Below are 16,324 nucleotides of genomic sequence, written 5' to 3'. Positions count from 1 at the left end.
TGAGTCACCTCTGAGAAGGACCGGCCCCGGCGCCCGCCATGAGCGCCATCGCCGCAGTTCAGAGCTAGTACGGGGGGCACGAACCAGCTCCGCTGATCTCACGGGTTTCTCATCGCGGCAGGCCAGAATGAAGGCCGCCCACCGCCGAACCGAGGGAGCAGCATGGACGACACCGCGGGCCGCCCGGACGACCGCCCCGGTGACCGCCCGGACGACCGCTCCGACTGGCGCGTGCTGGTCGTCGACGACGAACCGGACCTGGTCGAGGTCATCTGCGGTGCGGTGCGCTACGAGGGCTGGCAGGCGCGCGGCGTGACCAACGGCCTGGAGGCCGTCCGGGAGGCGGCGCGCTGGCGGCCCCACGCCGTGGTGCTCGACATCATGCTGCCCGACCTCGACGGCCTGGAGGTGCTGCGCCGGATCCACGCCGAGCAGCCCGAGGTCCGGGTGCTGTTCCTCACCGCCCGGGACGCCGTCGAGGAGCGGATCGCGGGTATCGCCGCGGGCGGGGACGACTACGTGACCAAGCCGTTCAGCCTGGCCGAGGTGGTCGTCCGGCTGCGCGGACTGCTGCGCCGGGCCGCCCCGCCGGCCGCACCGAACGGGCCGCCCGCGCACGCCCTGGTGCTCGGTGACCTCGTCCTCGACGACCGGGCCCGCGAGGTGACCCGCGACGGCGAGACCATCGAGCTCAGCCCGACCGAGTACGCGCTGCTCGCCCACCTGATGCGCCACCCCCGGCAGGTGCTCAGCAAGGCGCAGATCCTGGACGCCGTCTGGTCGTACGACTTCGGCGGGCAGGCCCACATCGTGGAGCTGTACATCAGCTACCTGCGCAAGAAGCTGGACGCCGGCCGCAGCCCGATGATCCACACCGTGCGCGGCGCGGGCTACCTGATCAAGGCGGCGCCGTGAGCCGTACCGCGAGCCGCGCCGCGAGCAGCACGGTGAAGCTCCTGAAGGGGCTGTTCCCCCGCACCCTGCGGGCCCGCCTGATCGCCGGCCTGCTGGTGCTGCTGGTGGTCACCTGCGCCGCCGTCGGCTTCGCCACCGCCGCCGCCCTGCGCCACTTCCTGGTCGACCGGCTCGACCAGCAGCTCGTCGAGGCCGGTGGCCGCTACGCCGCGAGCCTGGAGTACGCGGGTACGGGTGCCGCCCCCGACACCCGGGGGCAGTCCTCCGGAACCCTGGGCGTACGGCTCCTGGACGGCCGGGTCACCGCCGCCGGAGTCGTCGACGGGGACGCCGACGACTCGGACCCCGACGACGCGGACGACCGGGTCACCTTCTCGCCCGCCCAGCAGCGCACGCTCGCCGCCCTGCCGCCCGGCGGCCCGGCCCGCACCCTCGACCTCGGCGGCACGCTGCACCGCTACCGGGTGCGCGCGGTGGCCGGCCGGGACGGCGACGTGCTGGTCTGTGGACTCCCGCTGCGCCCCGCCGAGGACACCGTCGAGCGGCTGGAGACCCTGGAGCTGACCGTCTTCGCGATCGCCGCCACCGCGGCCGGCGCCGCCGGGGCGGTCTGGGTCGGCTTCTCGCTGCGCCCGCTGCGGCGGGTGGTGGGCATGGCCGAGCGGGTGAGCGCGCTGCCGCTCGCCAGCGGCGAGGTGATGCTCGCCGAACGGGTGCCCGACGACGATCCGCGCACCGAGGTCGGCCGGGTCGGCGCCGCGCTCAACCGGATGCTCGGCCACGTCGGTGACGCGCTGGCCCGCCGGCACGCGGTCGAGGAGCGGCTGCGCGGCTTCGCCGCCGACGCCAGCCACGAGCTGCGCACCCCGGTGGCGGCCGTCCGCGGCCACGCCGAGCTGGCACTGCGCCACCCCGGGGAGGTGCCCGGCGAGGTGCGGCACTCGCTGGAGCGGATCGACGCCGAGGCGCTGCGGATGGGCGCGATCGTCGAGGACCTGCTGCTGCTCGCCCGCCTGGACGCCGGCCGCCCGCTGGCCGAGGACGAGGTGGACCTCACCCGGATCGTGCTGGGCGCGGTGGCCGACGCCCGGGCGGCCGGCCCCGACCACCGCTGGCGGCTGGTGCTGCCGGAGGAACCGGTGCTGGTGCGCGGGGACGAGCACCGGCTGAGCCAGGTGGTGGCCAACCTGCTGGCCAACGCCCGCACCCACACCCCGGCCGGTACGGCGGTCGAGCTTCGGCTCGAACTCACCTCCGGCGCCGTCGAGTTGAGCGTCACCGACGAGGGGCCAGGGATTCCGGCGGAGCTGCTGGCGCGGGTCTTCGAACGCTTCGTCCGGGGTGACCGCGCCCGCTCCCGGGCCACCGGCTCGACCGGGCTGGGGCTGGCCATCGTCCGGGCCGTGGTCCAGGCGCACGGCGGCACGGTCGAGGCGGCCAGCCGGCCCGGCCGTACGGTGTTCACCGTCCGGCTGTCGGGGGCGTGACGTCGTACCGCGTTCACAGCCGTACGTCGTTCACCGTCCGGCCGGCGGGGGCGTGACGGTGCGGAGCCTGATCGACCACCAGAACACCTACGCCCGCGGCGTGATGGAGCTGACCGGCTGGCGCGCGGCCCTCGACGCGGCGGCCGACCTGCTCGCCCGGGCCCGGGCGGCCGGTGCCACCGTCGTCCACGCCATCAACGACGGCGGCCCGGGCACCCCGTACGACGTCCGCGCCGAGATCGGGCAGATCCACCGGAGCGTGGCCCCGGCCGAGGGCGAGCGGATGGTGGTCAAGCAGGCCCCGGACGCCTTCGTCGGCACCGACCTCGGTGAGCTGCTGGACGCGGCCGGCCACCAGGACGTGGTGATCGCCGGCTTCATGACCCACGTGTGCGTCGCCTTCACCACCGCCGGCGCCTTCCTGCGCGGCAACCGCCCCACCCGTCGTCGCCGACGCCTGCGCGACCCGCCCCCTGCGGTCCGGCACCGCGGAGCTCACCGCCGCCCAGATCCACCGGGGCGCCCTCGCCACGATCGGCGACCTCCACGGCGTGGTCGTGGAGTCGGCCACCGACCTCGGCTGACCCCGGCCGACCAGCGGGACCGGCAAGCAGCCCCGGGTGGACACGCCTCCGACCCACGCCGCCGTACGCACCCCCCCCGGCAGGGGTCCTGAACACCGCTGAACCGGCCTCACCGGAGCGGCCCGGCGTCATCCGGGGACTCAGGCGGTGGACGGGGTGCGGGGTTGGCGGGGGAGGGGGAGGGTGAGGGCCTCGGGGGAGGTGGGTGGAAGGGCGAGGGCGGAGGCGGTTTCGGCGGGGAAGGGCTGGAGGCCGAGGAGGGCGGTGGTGAGGCGGGTGGTGGCGCGGTGCCAGTCGGGGATGCGCTGGAGCATGGCGTGGCCGCTGCCGGTGACGGTGTAGCCGCAGACGCGGGCGCCGGCGGCGCGGCTGCGGGCGGCGAAGGCGCGGGTGTCAGCGGGCGGGGTGACGGTGTCGCGGTCGCCGTGCAGGAGCAGGAGGTCACGGCCGGCGAGGTGGTCGCAGGGGTCCTCGGCGGGGCACCAGGGGGCGAGGGCGACCAGCCCGGTGACGGCCGGATGTCCGCCGGCCCGCAGGGCGGCGCGGCCACCCATGGAGTGGCCGACCAGGACGGTCGGCACCGGTCCGAGGGTCTCGGTGAGTTCGTCGAGTGCGGCGAGGGCGTCCCGGGCGGCGTCGGCGCGGGCGCCGTTCCAGCCCCGGTGGCGGTAGCGGACGGTGCCGATGGCGATGTCGGAGCCCGCCGTCGCGCTGGTCAGCGCGCGCAGGAAGCCGTGCATGCGCAGCAGCGGGAGGTTGAGGGGGCGGGGCCGGGCGAGGTTGTGTTCCTGGCCGCCGTGGAGGACGAGGACGGCGGCCCCGGCCGCGGAGGGGCGTACCCGCCAGCGCAGCGCGTCGTGCGCGGCCGCGTCCGTACTGCTTCCGATCACCTCTGCACCGTCCAGCTCCGTTCACCTTCGCCACCCAGGACCAGCGCCCCCGCCGCCGCCCTCGGCCCGGACCGCCACTGTACGCGGGCGGACGGCCGGAGCGGTCCGGCCGACCCCCCCGGACCGGCCCGGACCGGCCCGGGCCACCCGCCGGCCCAGGCATCGAGCACGGCGAGGACCGCTCAGAAGCCGTCTCCGGGAGGCTCAGATCTCCAGCAGGCCCTGTTCGCGCACCAGCCAGCAGATCGCGGTCAGCCGGGTGACGGCGTAGTCATAGCCGACCGGTTCCCGCCAGCCGATCTCGGTGAGAGCGTCCAGGAAGCCCAGCGCGTAGTCCGACAGTTCCTCACGGTCCAGGGGCCGGGGCGCGAGCTCCGGCCCCTGCGCGTACAGCAGTTCGCGCAGCATCGCCGTGTGCTGGTCGACCGCCGCGACGAAACCGGGCTCGAAGGCGAACTCGGCCAGCCGGGGCGTGAAGGCGGCCACGATGCCGGGCAGCGGGCAGCCGGCCGGCTCGTCGGGGGAGCGCCGGAAGGACTCGTCGGGGGTCGCGAACATCCGTCCACGGTAGGCGAACCGCCGAGCCGGCAGGCCGGGCCGTGACGGTTCCGTGCTGAGACCTTGGCCACCTCGGGGACGCTCCGTGGCATGGCCGGTTCCCTGCGTCCACGACCGGGCGCTCCGTACCAGAATGGGCCGCATGGATCTTCGCATCTTCACCGAGCCCCAGCAGGGCGCGAGCTACGACACCCTCCTGCGGGTGGCCCGCACCGCCGAGGAACTCGGGGTCTTCAGCGCCTTCTTCCGTTCCGACCACTACCTGAAGATGGGTGACGTCGACGGCCTGCCCGGCCCCACCGACGCCTGGATCACCCTGGCCGGCCTCGCCCGCGACACCAGCACCATCCGCCTCGGCACCCTGATGACCGCCGGCACCTTCCGGCTGCCGGGCGTCACCGCGATCCAGGTCGCCCAGGTCGACGCGATGAGCGGCGGCCGGGTCGAGTTCGGCCTCGGCGCCGGCTGGTACGAGGCCGAGCACACCGCGTACGGCATCCCCTTCCCGAAGGAGAAGTTCGGGCGGCTGGAGGAGCAGCTGGAGATCATCACCGGGCTGTGGCGGACCAAGCTCGGCGACACCTTCGACTTCGCGGGGAAGTACTACACGCTCACCGACTCGCCCGCGCTGCCCAAGCCCGTCCAGGAGCGCATCCCGGTACTGGTCGGCGGCCTCGGCCCGAAGCGCACCCCGGCGCTGGCCGCCCGCTTCGCCGACGAGTTCAACCTGCCGTTCGCCTCGCTGGACGACACCGCCGCCCAGTTCGGCCGGGTCCGGGCCGCCGTCGAGCAGGCCGGCCGCTCGGCCGACGAGCTGGTGTACTCCAACGCCCTGGTGCTCTGCGTCGGCCGGGACGACGCCGAGGTGGCCCGCCGGGCGGCCGCGATCGGCCGCGAGGTGGCCGAGCTGAAGGCGAACGGCCTGGCCGGCACCCCGGACGAGGTGGTGGAGAAGATCGGCCGGTACGCGGCGGTCGGCAGCCAGCGGGTCTACCTGCAGGTGCTGGACCTGGGTGACCTCGACCACCTGGAGCTGGTCGCCTCCCGGGTCGCCCCGCAGCTGGGCTAGCGGCCTTCCACCGGGGTCCTCCGCGCCCGCCCTGACCACGGGTCTTTACTCGTTCTTGGGAATGCGCCATGCTCCTGGGAGCGGAACGGCGGGGGAGGACCGGTGACGGGCGTACGAACATCGCGGGCGGCGGTGCCACGGGTACCGCCGCCCCGCGCTGCCGAGAACCGCGCTGCCGAGAACCGCGTTGGCGAGAACCGCGCTGCCGAGAACCGAGCCGCCAACCACCGGGTGGTCCGTACCGGCGTGCACGAGCTGCGCGGCGCCGGCCCGGTCGCGCTGCGCTACCCCGCCGGTGACCTGCTCGTCGTCACCGGACTGCCCGGCAGCGGCAAGAGCACCCTGATGCGCCGCTGCGTCCGCGCCCCGCTGATCGACTCCCAGCTGGTCCGGGAGGAGTACGCGGCCCGGCTGCCCGGCCGCCTCCCGTACGCGCTCTACCGCCCGCTCGCCCGGCTCGCCCACTACCGGCGGCTGCGCCGGGCCGTCCTGGACGGCGGACCGCTCGCGGTGCACGACTGCGGCACCCTGCCCTTCGTCCGGGCCTGGCTGGTGCGCGCCGCCGCACGGCAGGGCCGCCGGGTGCACCTGCTGCTGCTCGACGCCGACCCGGCCGAGGCCAGGGCGGGCCAGCGGCGGCGCGGACGCGTCGTGTCGCGCTACGCCTTCGCCCGGCACCGGGGCGCGGCCGCCCGGCTGCGCCGGCTGCTGTTCGGGGCGGGGCGGCCGCCGGCTGGCTGTGCGTCGGCCGTGGTACTCGACCGGGGTGCCGCGCGCGCCCTGCGGGAGATCGACTTCTCGGCGTCGTAGTCTCGGGCGGGTCCGCGCCGGGCGCCGGTCGCCGGTGGGCGGCGGGCGGGCCCGATGAGCGGTCGGCTCCCCGTCAACTCCCCCCGTCAGGAGCGCTGATGCGCCGTACTGCCCGGGTGCGCTCGCGCGCCCCCCGACTGTTCCCCTGCGCCGCCGCGCTGGTCGCCGCGGCCGGTCTGAGCCAGTTCGCGGCGCCGGTCCCGCACCGCGCGGTGGCGACGGCCGTCTGCGACGGCACCGACGCGGCCGCCCGCAAGCCGGTCGGCAGCCGGGCGGGCCGGGACCCGAACGCCGTCAGCGCCGGTGAGGCCCGGGCGATGCAGGCGGACCTGGCGGACCGGCTCGCCCGGCTCGGCTCCGCCCGCGTCCCGCTGGCCGCCGCCCCGACCACCGTCCCGGTGTACGTCCACGTGATCCACTCCGGGGCCGCCGGCCGGCTGGACGAGGCCGTCGTCGCCGCCCAGATCGACCACCTCAACGCCACCTACGGCGGCCAGGGCGAGGGCAACACGCCCACCGGGTTCCACTTCGAGCTGGCCGGCACCGACTGGACCGACAACGCCGGCTGGTACACCGGCATGACCCCGGGCTCCGCCGCCGAACAGGCGATGAAGACCGCCCTGCGCAAGGGGGACCAGCGCACCCTCAACCTCTACACCGCCCACCTCGGCCAGTCCCTGCTCGGCTGGTCGACCTTCCCCAACGCCTACCGCTCCCACCCGACCGACGACGGCGTGGTGATCCTGGACGACGCGCTGCCCGGCGGCCCGGCCACCCACTACAACGGGGGCAACACCGCCACCCACGAGATCGGCCACTGGTTCGGCCTGTTCCACACCTTCCAGGGCGGCTGCCTGCCCCCGGGCGACTACGTGGACGACACCCCGCCCGAGCGCACCCCCGCCTACGGCTGCCCCGAGGGCCGCCACAGCTGCCCGGGCGGCAAGCTCGACCCGATCCACAACTTCATGGACTACGGCTACGACTCCTGCATGACCCAGTTCACCCCGGGCCAGGTCCAGATGATGTCCAACTCATGGTCTGCCTACCGTAGTTGATTCAGGCAGAAGACGTCCGGGTGGAGCAGTGTCCGGCCGTCGGCGGCACGGAACCCGTACGTCCGGTGCTCCCCGGCCGAGGCCTTCCGCCGGGCGGCCGGGCGCTCCTCAGGGGGCAGCAGCACCGGGACCAGGGCGCCCGGGGAGTCCCCGTGCCAGCCCATGTGGAACGCCGCGTACGGCGCGGCAACGACGGGCCGTTTCGTCCTGTTCGATCTATGTTTGGCGGGTCGGAGCCGAGCAGGAGCAACCGAAGGAGACACGGCATGACCACCAGCCCCCGGATCGTCGTCGGTGTGGACGGCTCGCCCGCCTCGGAACAGGCGCTGCGCTGGGCGGTCGACTACGCCAAGGCCGTCGGCGGGACCATCGACGCGATCGCCGCCTGGGAGTACCCGGCGTTCTACGGCTGGGGCGGGACGGCCGTGCCGGCCGACGTCTACAACCCGGAGGAACTCGCCGGCAAGACGCTCTCCGAGAGCGTCGCCCGGGTGGTCGGCGACGATCCCGGCGTGCGGATCCGCGAGAGCGTGGTCCCCGGCAACGCGGCCGGCGCCCTGCTGCAGGTCGCCAAGGGCGCCGCGCTGCTGGTCGTCGGCAGCCGAGGCCTCGGCGGCTTCGCCGGCGTGCTGCTCGGCTCCGTCAGCCGCCACCTCACCGAGCACGCGCCCTGCCCGGTGGTCGTGGTGCGCGAGGGCCAGGGCGAGGGCGGGGCGCACGCCCGGTAGCGCCACCCGGGGCCGGTGCCCCACCGGGCCGCCACGCGGACCAGAATGGAGTCATGCCAGAAGGTGACTCCATCTACCGCGTGGCGGCCCGGCTGCACGACGCCCTCGCCGGGCAGCTGCTGACCAGCGCCGAACTGCGGGTGCCCGCGTACGCGACCGCCGCGCTCGCCGGCCGCCGGGTGCTGGAGGTCCGCCCGCGCGGCAAGCACCTGCTCACCCGCCTCGAAGGCGGCCTCACCCTGCACACCCACCTGCGGATGGACGGCCACTGGGAGGTCTACCGGCCCGGCGAGCGCTGGAGCGGCGGCCCCGCCTGGCAGATCCGTGCCCTCCTCGGCACCGAGCAGGGCACCGCCGTCGGCTACCGGCTGCCGGTCGTCGAACTGCTGCGCACCACCGACGAGCGGCGCGCCGTCGGCCACCTCGGCCCGGACCTGCTCGGCCCCGACTGGGACCCGGTCGAGGCCGTCCGCCGACTCCTCGCCCGCCCGGCCCGGCCGGTCGTCGAGGCCCTGCTCGACCAGCGCAACCTGGCCGGCATCGGCAACGTCTACGCCAACGAACTGTGCTTCGTCGCCGGTGTGACCCCGTGGACCGAGGTCGGCGAAGTCCCGCACCCCGACCGGCTGGTGGAGCGTGCCCGGCAGATGCTGGAGGCCAACAAGCTGCGCCCCGGCCACATCACCACCGGTGACACCCGGCCCGGCTACCAGCACTGGGTCTACGGCCGGGCCGGGCGGCCCTGCCCGCGCTGCGTCACGCCCGTCCGGACCGGGCGCCAGGGCGACGCCCCGCAGGACCGGGCGGTGTTCTGGTGCCCCTACTGCCAGCGCGGGCCGGCCCCGACCGGCAGGGCCTGAGCGGCGGATCCTTGCCGGGCCCCCCGAGATCCGCCGGTCGTGCCCTACGAGATCCGCAGGTCGGGCCCGACGAGATCCGCCGGTCGGGCCCTACGACCGCTCGACCAGGGCGGGGTGCCGCGGGTCGTCCACCCGGACGATGACGTCGGCGGCCTCGGCCGGCCCGGTCTCCGCCTCGTAGCGGGCGAAGGCGGGCAGCGTCCACTGCTGATCGGCCGGAGTGCGGCGGGCCAGCGCGGCCGGAGTGAGCGCCAGATGGACGGTCAGCTCCAGCGGCAGCCAGCGGCCGAGCAGCAGCGCGCCGTCCAGCAACAGCACGCCCCCGGGCGGGAGTCGGACGTACGGGGCACGGGTCGAGCGGTCCGTCGCCGGGTCGCGCAGCGAGGGCAGCACCCGGCCGCTGCCGCCCGGCTCCAGCGGGTCCAGCACCTCGCGCAGCAGGGCGCCGTCGTCCAGCCAGAGGTCGTGGAACGCGTCCGCGTCCTGATGCCCGTACTCCAGTCGGATCGAGGCCGGGCGCAGGAAGTCCGCCGCCGAGACCCGCAGCGTGGGGCGGCCGCGCAGTCGCAGCGGCTCCACCAGGGCGTCGGCGAGCAGCTCGGGCCGGGCGGGCCCGGCGCCGTCCACGGCGATCCGCAGCCACCGTTCGCCGGCGCCGGGCAGCGCGGCGATCCGGTCGGCGAGCAGCTCGGCCAGCTTGTCGGGGGAGATCGGGCGTACCTGCACCAGGCCATCCTGCCGCTTCGTCCGGACGTTCGGGCCGGCGGGGGCGTCAGGCCGTCGGGAGGGCGTAGAGGACGTCGTCGTGACCGGCGTAGAGACGGCTCCCGTCGGTGGCGATGGACCAGACGTCCCGGCCCGGGCCGGAGTCGTGGAACGCCCACCCGAGTCGGCCGGTCGCGACGTCGATCGCGAAGACCCCGGCGGCCGCCGGACCGGGGACGTACAGCGTGCCGCCGACGACCAGCGGACGGCTGCGGCTGTCCAGCGGGAACGGCAGTTTGCGGGACCACAGCACGGCGCCGGTGGTCAGGTCGTTGCAGGTGACCACGCCGCTGTCCCGCGGGACGAACACCCGGACGCCGTCCGGGACGGGCGGCAGCGCCCGCCAGGACTCGCCGCGGGCGGGGGAGTGGGTCCAGCCGGGCTCGCCGCCGACGCCCAGCATGCGCACGCCCCCGGTGCCGTCGGGGACGAGGAAGCCCTCCCCGCCGGCGACGCACCAGCGCAGGCCCTCCGGGCCGCCGGCTGTCCACAGCTCCCGCCCGGTGGCGGCGTCCCGGACCGCCAGCTCGGCGCCGTCGCCGAGGGAACGGGCGCAGGCCAGCAGGCCGGCGGTGCCCCCGGTGGCGAGGGCGACCGGCCGCTCCTGGCGCGGGCCGGCGACGGACCAGAGCAGGGTGCGGTCCGCCGGTCCGATGGCGAAGACCCGGGTGCTCGGGAAGACCTCCTCCGGGCGGAACGGGGTCCAGGCGTAGCCGTAGAGGGCGCCGGTGTCCGTGCAGGTGAGCTGGAGCCGGCCCGACAGCTCATCGGGCAGCGGCAGGCTCCAGTCGTGGGCCGGGTCGCTGAGGTGGTGGGCGTCCAGGTGGCCCTTCGACTCGGTGCTGAACATGTACTCCGGCCCGATCGCGACCTTCCCGCCGGACGGTTCGGCGTCGCTGGGCCAGTTCGGCGGTGGCGGCGGGTCGAACACCAGCAGCCGCCCGGGGCCGCCGCCGGCCGGGTCGAGGACCTGCAGCCCGGCCTTGGACAGGAACACCGGGCACCGTGGCGGGGCGACCAGCCGCTCGGGGGTCATCGCCTGCGCGCCCCGGTACGTCCACAGCGGCGTCGGCCCGGACACCGCGGTCGGCACCGGCTTGGCCGGGCCCGGCGCCGGTCCGTCGGAACCCGAGCGGCCGAGCGCCCACACCGCCCCGCCGACCGCCAGCACCCCGGCTCCGGCCAGCAGGCCCCGCCGACTCAACCGCGGCCCGCCCCCGCCGATCACGTCCCCGGGCGCCTCGCCCGCGCCGTCCGCCTCCCCGGCCCACTGCCACGAAGCCTCCCGCGCGGCCTCCTCGGACGACTTCATCCGCTCCTCGCCTCCACCCCCCGGCGGCCCCGGCGCCACCACCCGCCGGGAGGATATCGAACGGTCCCCGAACCATCCGAAGCCGTCGCTGTGCTGCACTATGCTGTGGCGCACAGCACAGACCCGCCAGCCGCCGAGGGGAGGTACGCCGTGACGGCCGAGATGATCGCACCCGAGTGGATGCACCGGCAGATCACCAGTGAGGAGTACGACTCCTGGACCGAGGAGCAGTGTGCGGGGATCGAGATCGTCGACGGGATGGTCGTTGTGAGCCCGAGCGCATCAAGGCGTCACAACCGGATCGGGCGCCTTCTGGCGAACGCCTTTGACAAGGCGGGCGGTGAGGAGTGGATCGCGGACACTGACTTCGACGTGCGGCTGCAGGATGTGCCGCTCAACAACCGTCGGCCCGACGTGGTGGTCTACCGTGCTGACACTTTCGACGAGCCGCTGATCAGACCGGAGCACGTACTGCTGCTGGTCGAGGTCGTCTCGCCGGGCTCGGAGACCACCGACCGGCTGGTCAAGCTCGACCAGTACGCGAAGGCCGGAATCCCCTTCTACTGGCTGGTCGAGCAGGCGGCGGGCCGGGTGCCGGTCGTGCACACGCATCTGCTGGACGCGGAGAGTAGGACCTACCGGGTCGGTGAGATGTTCACCGGACTGGTGAAGGCCGCGGTGCCGTACCCGGTGGAGGTCGATCTCACCAAGCTGCCGTAGCCCGTCACCTGTCCGGGGAGTGGTTCGGTCGGGTGTCCGGGGCGCTCGGGCTGGGGCGAGTGGGGGCCGTGGGCCAGCCCGGGCGGGCGGGGCTCGCCTTGACAGGGTTCCGGGCCGGACGTAGCAAGGGAGCATGTGCCATCCGCAGGCGACCGGCGGGGCTGCCGAGCCGGTCCGTGGGGCGGTCCCGGCGACGGCTTCGGAACCCGCGTCGCCGGCGCTCCCGGGAGCGGCCGCGCTCCCGGAGGCGGTGCACGAGCGGGACGCGTTGCTGGCGGAGGCCGTCCGCAGGGTGCTGGGGTCGACCGGGGCGTACGGGGCGATGGTGTACCTGCGGTCGCGGGACCGGCGGTCGCTGGTGCTGCAGACCATCGCGGGGGTGCCCCTGTCGATCATGAGTCCGTTCCGGCGGGTCGCGGCCGCCGGACCGTTGCCGGTCGCGGTGTGCTTCCGGACCGGCCGCAGCGTCACGCTGTCCGATCCGGAGGAGACCATGCGGCGCTTCCCGCAGCTCGCGGTCGGGCTGCCGTACGACTTCGTCTCGGCCTGTGTGCCGGTGGGGCACGGCGGGGAGCGGTTCGGGGTACTGAGCGTGCAGTGGCCGGCCTCGGAGGACGGCGTGCCCGCCGAGGAAGGCGGCCGGCTGGTGGCGGTCGCCTCCGAACTGGGCGCCGGGCTGGCCGAGTTGACGGCGGCCGGGCACTCGGTGGAGCCGGGGGGTGACGCCGCGGTGGTGGAGCTGCCGTCGCCGTCCGTGCCCACCACCCGGGTCGGGCTGTTCGACTGGGACGTGGCCACCGGCGAGCTGGCGGCGGACGCGCAGTTCCGGGAGATCTTCGGCTTCGCGCCCGGGCAGTTCGACGGCACGGTGGACTGCCTGACCGGGCGGATCGCCCCCGGGGACGTGCCCGAGTTCCGGGCCGCCGCCCGGACCGCCCTGGAGCGCGGCGAGGTGCTGGCCGCCCGGGTGCGGGTGCTCGGGCCGGGCGGGCGCCCGTACCCGGTGGAGCTGTGGGCCCGGGTGCCCGGTGCGATCTCCGACGGCCGGACCCACCTGGTCGGCGCCGTCCTGGACGCGCGCACCCTCACCGCCGCGGCCGCCGCCGTCGAGCGGCTGCGCGAGGGGGTCTTCTCGCTCGATCCGGACGGCCTGATCAGCTACGTCAACCGGGCCGCCGAGCCGCTGCTGCGGGCGAACCGGGAGGACCTGGTCGGCCACCTCCCGTGGGAGGTGCTGCCCTGGCTCGCCGACCCCTTCTACGAGAACCGTTGCCGCGCCGCCCTGCTCTCCCAGCAGCCCACCGCCTTCCTCGCCGCCCGTCCGTCGGACGGCTGGCTGGCCTTCTCGCTCTTCCCCGACCCGCACGGCGTCACCGGCCGGGTGATCGCCGCCGACTCCCCGCCGGGAGCGGCCGAACCGCCGCCCGCGGCCGGTCCCGGTCCCGCTCCTGGTCCTGGTGCCGGTCCTGGTGCCGGTCCCGGACCGGCCGGGACGGGCGGCGTGGGCAGTACCCACCACCTGCTCCAGCTGGCCAGCGCCCTCACCGAGGCCGTCACCGTCTGCGACGTGTGCCGGGCCGTGGCCGAGGAGATCCTCCCGGCCTTCGGCGGCCAGCAGCTCGCCATCTACGCGGTGCGCGAGCAACGGCTGCACCTGGTCTCGCAGACCGGCTACCCGGCCGGCTTCCTGGACGCCTTCGAGGGCACCCCGCTGGATGCCCGCATCCCCGGCGCCGAGACGCTCAGCACCGGCACCCCGATCTTCTTCGAGTCAGTGGGTGAACTCGCCGCCGCCTACCCGGGCCTGGCCCTGGACGAGATGGGCGCCTGGGCCTTCCTGCCGCTGATCGCCTCCGGCCGTCAGGTCGGCAGTTGCATCCTGGGCTTCGACCGCGCGCACCCCTTCACCGTCGAGGAGCGCGGGCTGCTCACCGGCCTCGGCGGCTTCATCGCCCAGGCCCTGGAACGCGCCCGGCTGTACGACGCCGAGTTCGCCCTGGCCCGCGGCCTCCAGCAGGGCCTGCTGCCGCACCGGCTGCCGCAGGTGCCCGGCCTGCGCACCGCCGCCCGCTACCTGCCCGGCACCCAGGGCATGGAGATCGGCGGCGACTGGTACGACGCGATCGTCACCGGCGCCGACCTCACCCTGGTGATCGGTGACGTCGAGGGCCACAGCGTCGCGGCGGCCGCCGCGATGGGGCAGCTGCGCAGCGCCGTCCGCGCCTTCGCGACCGGCGGCGAGCCGCCCGACCGGGTGCTCGCCCGCACCAACCGGCTGTTGCTGGACCTCGACCCCGGGCTGCTCGCCAGCTGCTGCCTGGTCCGCCTCACCCCCGCGGACGGCACGGTGCGGATCGGCCGGGCCGGGCACCTGCCGCCGGTGCTGCGCCACCCGGACGGGCGGGCCGAGGCGCTGTACGTCCCGGGCGGGGCGCTGCTGGGCGTGGACGACCGGGCGGCGTACCCGGTCAGCGAACTGCGGCTGCGGCCCGGCTCGCTGCTCGTCCTCTACACCGACGGGCTGGTGGAGGATCCGGCGCTGGCGATCGACCAGGGGGTGGACCGGCTGCGGGCCGCGCTGGCGCAAGGCCGGCCGGGGGAGGAGCTGGAGGAGCTGGCCGAGCGGCTGGTGCGCGAGGTCGGCTCGACCGGGCGGGTGGACGACGTCGCGCTGCTGCTCACGGGCTTCGAAGGCGGCGCATAGCCGACCCGCGGAGCCTTCGAGGGCGGCGCACAGCCGACCCGCGGAGCCTTCGAGGGCGCGGCGGAACCGGCCCGCGGACCGGCGACTTTCGTCGGGGCGGACCGCGACGAAGGGTGACCGCGGGCGCGGCGGGCGGCCGGTTAGCCTCGACGGGTGAATGCGATCGCACGGGCCTGGTCGAAGGCGGTACGGACGGCGCTGCCGGGGCCCTGGCGGCCCCGGCGGGTCGTGGGCGAGGCCGTGCTGGCCCTGCTGATGGGCCTGGTCAGCGCCCTGCTGGAGTTGGTCTCCGGCACCGGTCTGGCGCTGCCCTTCGGGCTCGCCGTCGCCGTGCTGTGGGTGCTGCGGAAGGGCTTCCCGGCCACCGTCCTGGTGCTGACCGGTATCACCGCCGGCTGGTCGCTCGGGCCGTTGCCGCTGCTGTCCTGCGTGGGCTGGGCGGCCGGGGCGCGGATCGGCCGGGTCTGGCGGCTGGTCGGCGCCTTCGTGCTGAGCTACCTGTTGTTCTCCGCGTCCGGGACCCTGAAGGACGGCACGTCCTCACCCAAGCTGATCATCGGGGTCTCGCTCGGCATCTTCCTGGTGTTCGCCGTCCTCCCCGCGCTCTACAGCCGCTACCGGGCGCAGCGCCGCGCGCTGCTGGACGCGCTGCGGGAGCGCAACGACCAGCTGGTGCGCGAGCGGGCGATGGTGGTCCACCAGGCGCGGCTGCGCGAGCGGCACCGGATCGCCCAGGACATGCACGACAGCCTGGGGCACCAGCTCGCGCTGATCTCCGTGCACTCGGGCGCGCTGGAGGTGGACCGCACCCTCGGCGACCGGCAGCGGGAGGCGGTCGGTGTGCTGCGGCAGGCGGCGGTCGCGGCGATGCGCGAGCTGCGCGAGGTGGTCGGGGTGCTGCACGACGAGTCGACGGCGCTGCCGCCGGCGGTCGGTGCGCCGGGCGCGGCGCCGGCCCGCGGCGGGGTGGACGGGATCGCGGGGCTGGTGGAGTCCTCCCGGGCGGCCGGTGCCGGGATGGCGTTCTCCACCGAGGGCGAGCGGCGCCCGCTCGCGGCCGCGGTCGACCACGCGGCGTACCGGATCGTGCAGGAGGCGCTCACCAACGCGCACAAGCACGCCCCCGGCGCACCGATCGCGGTCGCGCTCCGCTACGAGCCGGACGCGCTGGTGGTGGAGGTCACCAATCCCCGCGCGCCGGAGCTCGTGGGCGCGCACGCCGGCGCGGGCTCGGTGGTGAGCGGCGGACAGGGGCTGACCGGCTTGCGGGAGCGCGCCCGGCTGGTCGGCGGCATGGTGCACGCCGGGCCGACGCCGGAGCAGGGCTTCCGGCTGGCGGCCGTGCTGCCCTACGAGGGTGCGGAGGCCGACGGCGCCGCCGCCCCGGCGGGGGAGGAGGACTGGGTGCCCGGCGCCGTGCCGCCGGCCGGGGGGACGGACGGACACCGGCGCCCGGTGCTCGGCTGCGCCGCCGGAGTGGGTACGGTCGCGCTGGTCGTGGCGGGCCTGATGGTCTGGGGCGCGGTCGCCCTGGTCCGGGGCGCCAGTGATTCGACGGTGCGGCCGTCGCTCTACGAGCAGATCCGGGTGGGCGAGTCGAGGGCCGACGTACTGCGCCGACTGCCGCCCGGCAACGACTTCTTCACCTCCGACTACCAGAAAGCCGGGCCGCCCCGGCCGGAGGGCGCGCACTGCCGCTGGTACTCGCTGGACAAGAGCGAGCCCGGCGACTCCTGGGCGGACAACCACGTGGCGCGGTTCTGCTTCAAGGGCGGGGTGCTGGTGGACAAGGTGGAGTACGTCGCCAAGGACTGACCACCGCCTGCCGGGCCGTCCGGCCGGGATGTCAGGATGGTGCCGCCCA

15 protein-coding genes and 1 pseudogene are annotated in these 16,324 nt (G+C 75.5%); 11 read left to right on the top strand and 5 right to left on the bottom strand.

What is annotated here, in order from left to right; all coding sequences use genetic code 11:
* Positions 1-162 precede the first annotated feature (162 nt).
* The 3 genes and pseudogenes from ACWCYO_RS06185 (at position 163) to ACWCYO_RS06175 (ending at position 2,986) form a co-directional block, all read left to right on the top strand.
* Positions 163-915 (top strand): response regulator transcription factor, encoded by a 753-nt coding sequence (locus ACWCYO_RS06185; protein ID WP_449783548.1) that lies wholly within the window; start codon positions 163-165, stop codon positions 913-915.
* On the top strand, positions 912-2,402 hold the full coding sequence (locus ACWCYO_RS06180) for a sensor histidine kinase (protein ID WP_270141316.1): 1,491 nt from the start codon (positions 912-914) through the stop codon (positions 2,400-2,402). The genes ACWCYO_RS06185 and ACWCYO_RS06180 overlap by 4 nt, the downstream gene beginning before the upstream one ends.
* Before the next feature lie 52 nt (positions 2,403-2,454).
* A pseudogene (locus tag ACWCYO_RS06175) lies at positions 2,455-2,986 on the top strand (isochorismatase family protein).
* 140 nt (positions 2,987-3,126) lie between these two features.
* Here ACWCYO_RS06175 and ACWCYO_RS06170 read toward each other — a convergent pair.
* Together ACWCYO_RS06170 and ACWCYO_RS06165 are read right to left on the bottom strand one after the other, a co-directional pair.
* On the bottom strand, positions 3,127-3,876 hold the full coding sequence (locus tag ACWCYO_RS06170; protein WP_449783547.1) for an alpha/beta hydrolase: 750 nt from the start codon (positions 3,874-3,876) through the stop codon (positions 3,127-3,129).
* A 204-nt stretch (positions 3,877-4,080) separates the two neighbouring features.
* A complete protein-coding gene (locus ACWCYO_RS06165; protein ID WP_270141314.1) occupies positions 4,081-4,434 on the bottom strand; it encodes a DUF6401 family natural product biosynthesis protein in 354 nt (117 codons plus the stop codon).
* Positions 4,435-4,576: 142 nt separating this feature from the next.
* Here ACWCYO_RS06165 and ACWCYO_RS06160 point away from each other — a divergent pair, with 142 nt between their 5' ends.
* The 3 genes from ACWCYO_RS06160 (at position 4,577) to ACWCYO_RS06150 (ending at position 7,371) form a co-directional block, all read left to right on the top strand.
* Positions 4,577-5,503, top strand: a complete 927-nt coding sequence (locus tag ACWCYO_RS06160; RefSeq protein ID WP_449783546.1) for an LLM class F420-dependent oxidoreductase — start codon at positions 4,577-4,579, stop codon at positions 5,501-5,503.
* A gap of 246 nt (positions 5,504-5,749) precedes the next feature.
* A complete protein-coding gene (locus tag ACWCYO_RS06155; RefSeq protein ID WP_449783545.1) occupies positions 5,750-6,313 on the top strand; it encodes an AAA family ATPase in 564 nt (187 codons plus the stop codon).
* Between the two features lie 98 nt (positions 6,314-6,411).
* Complete coding sequence (locus ACWCYO_RS06150; RefSeq protein ID WP_449783544.1) at positions 6,412-7,371, top strand: zinc metalloprotease; 960 nt, start codon at positions 6,412-6,414, stop codon at positions 7,369-7,371.
* Here ACWCYO_RS06150 and ACWCYO_RS06145 read toward each other — a convergent pair.
* Complete coding sequence (locus ACWCYO_RS06145) at positions 7,359-7,535, bottom strand: hypothetical protein (RefSeq protein WP_270141309.1); 177 nt, start codon at positions 7,533-7,535, stop codon at positions 7,359-7,361. The genes ACWCYO_RS06150 and ACWCYO_RS06145 overlap by 13 nt on opposite strands.
* A 102-nt stretch (positions 7,536-7,637) precedes the next feature.
* On the opposite strand from ACWCYO_RS06145, the gene ACWCYO_RS06140 reads away from it, so the two are divergent.
* Together ACWCYO_RS06140 and ACWCYO_RS06135 are read left to right on the top strand one after the other, a co-directional pair.
* Positions 7,638-8,099 (top strand): universal stress protein, encoded by a 462-nt coding sequence (locus ACWCYO_RS06140; protein ID WP_449783543.1) that lies wholly within the window; start codon positions 7,638-7,640, stop codon positions 8,097-8,099.
* Positions 8,100-8,152: 53 nt separating this feature from the next.
* Positions 8,153-8,959 (top strand): DNA-formamidopyrimidine glycosylase family protein, encoded by an 807-nt coding sequence (locus ACWCYO_RS06135; protein WP_449783542.1) that lies wholly within the window; start codon positions 8,153-8,155, stop codon positions 8,957-8,959.
* Positions 8,960-9,049: 90 nt separating this feature from the next.
* Here ACWCYO_RS06135 and ACWCYO_RS06130 read toward each other — a convergent pair whose 3' ends face one another.
* Together ACWCYO_RS06130 and ACWCYO_RS06125 are read right to left on the bottom strand one after the other, a co-directional pair.
* The gene (locus ACWCYO_RS06130) at positions 9,050-9,685 is read right to left on the bottom strand and encodes a uridine kinase (RefSeq protein WP_449783541.1); all 636 of its coding nucleotides are present in this window, start codon (positions 9,683-9,685) and stop codon (positions 9,050-9,052) included.
* Positions 9,686-9,731: 46 nt separating this feature from the next.
* Positions 9,732-11,036, bottom strand: a complete 1,305-nt coding sequence (locus ACWCYO_RS06125; protein WP_449783540.1) for an outer membrane protein assembly factor BamB family protein — start codon at positions 11,034-11,036, stop codon at positions 9,732-9,734.
* A 150-nt stretch (positions 11,037-11,186) separates the two neighbouring features.
* Between ACWCYO_RS06125 and ACWCYO_RS06120 the strand changes: the two genes are divergently transcribed.
* The 3 genes from ACWCYO_RS06120 to ACWCYO_RS06110 all read left to right on the top strand — a co-directional run bounded on the left by ACWCYO_RS06120 (position 11,187) and on the right by ACWCYO_RS06110 (position 16,275).
* A complete protein-coding gene (locus ACWCYO_RS06120) occupies positions 11,187-11,756 on the top strand; it encodes a Uma2 family endonuclease (protein WP_270141301.1) in 570 nt (189 codons plus the stop codon).
* A gap of 133 nt (positions 11,757-11,889) precedes the next feature.
* Positions 11,890-14,460, top strand: a complete 2,571-nt coding sequence (locus ACWCYO_RS06115; RefSeq protein WP_449783539.1) for a SpoIIE family protein phosphatase — start codon at positions 11,890-11,892, stop codon at positions 14,458-14,460.
* 153 nt (positions 14,461-14,613) lie between these two features.
* Positions 14,614-16,275 (top strand): sensor histidine kinase, encoded by a 1,662-nt coding sequence (locus ACWCYO_RS06110; protein ID WP_449783538.1) that lies wholly within the window; start codon positions 14,614-14,616, stop codon positions 16,273-16,275.
* The last annotated feature ends 49 nt before the right edge of the window (positions 16,276-16,324 follow it).

This window comes from Kitasatospora sp. NPDC001683 (genome assembly GCF_053596495.1).
Note: the sequence above shows the minus strand (reverse complement) of the source record. Positions and strands in the feature narration are given on the sequence as shown.

Coding starts and splice junctions, on each gene's coding strand:
- ACWCYO_RS06145 (WP_270141309.1), bottom strand. CDS start 7,535: ATGGGCTGGCACGGGGACTCCCCGGGCGCCCTGGTCCCGGTGCTGCTG.
- ACWCYO_RS06160 (WP_449783546.1), top strand. CDS start 4,577: ATGGATCTTCGCATCTTCACCGAGCCCCAGCAGGGCGCGAGCTACGAC.
- ACWCYO_RS06185 (WP_449783548.1), top strand. CDS start 163: ATGGACGACACCGCGGGCCGCCCGGACGACCGCCCCGGTGACCGCCCG.
- ACWCYO_RS06165 (WP_270141314.1), bottom strand. CDS start 4,434: ATGTTCGCGACCCCCGACGAGTCCTTCCGGCGCTCCCCCGACGAGCCG.
- ACWCYO_RS06125 (WP_449783540.1), bottom strand. CDS start 11,036: ATGAAGTCGTCCGAGGAGGCCGCGCGGGAGGCTTCGTGGCAGTGGGCC.
- ACWCYO_RS06140 (WP_449783543.1), top strand. CDS start 7,638: ATGACCACCAGCCCCCGGATCGTCGTCGGTGTGGACGGCTCGCCCGCC.
- ACWCYO_RS06115 (WP_449783539.1), top strand. CDS start 11,890: ATGTGCCATCCGCAGGCGACCGGCGGGGCTGCCGAGCCGGTCCGTGGG.
- ACWCYO_RS06135 (WP_449783542.1), top strand. CDS start 8,153: ATGCCAGAAGGTGACTCCATCTACCGCGTGGCGGCCCGGCTGCACGAC.
- ACWCYO_RS06150 (WP_449783544.1), top strand. CDS start 6,412: ATGCGCCGTACTGCCCGGGTGCGCTCGCGCGCCCCCCGACTGTTCCCC.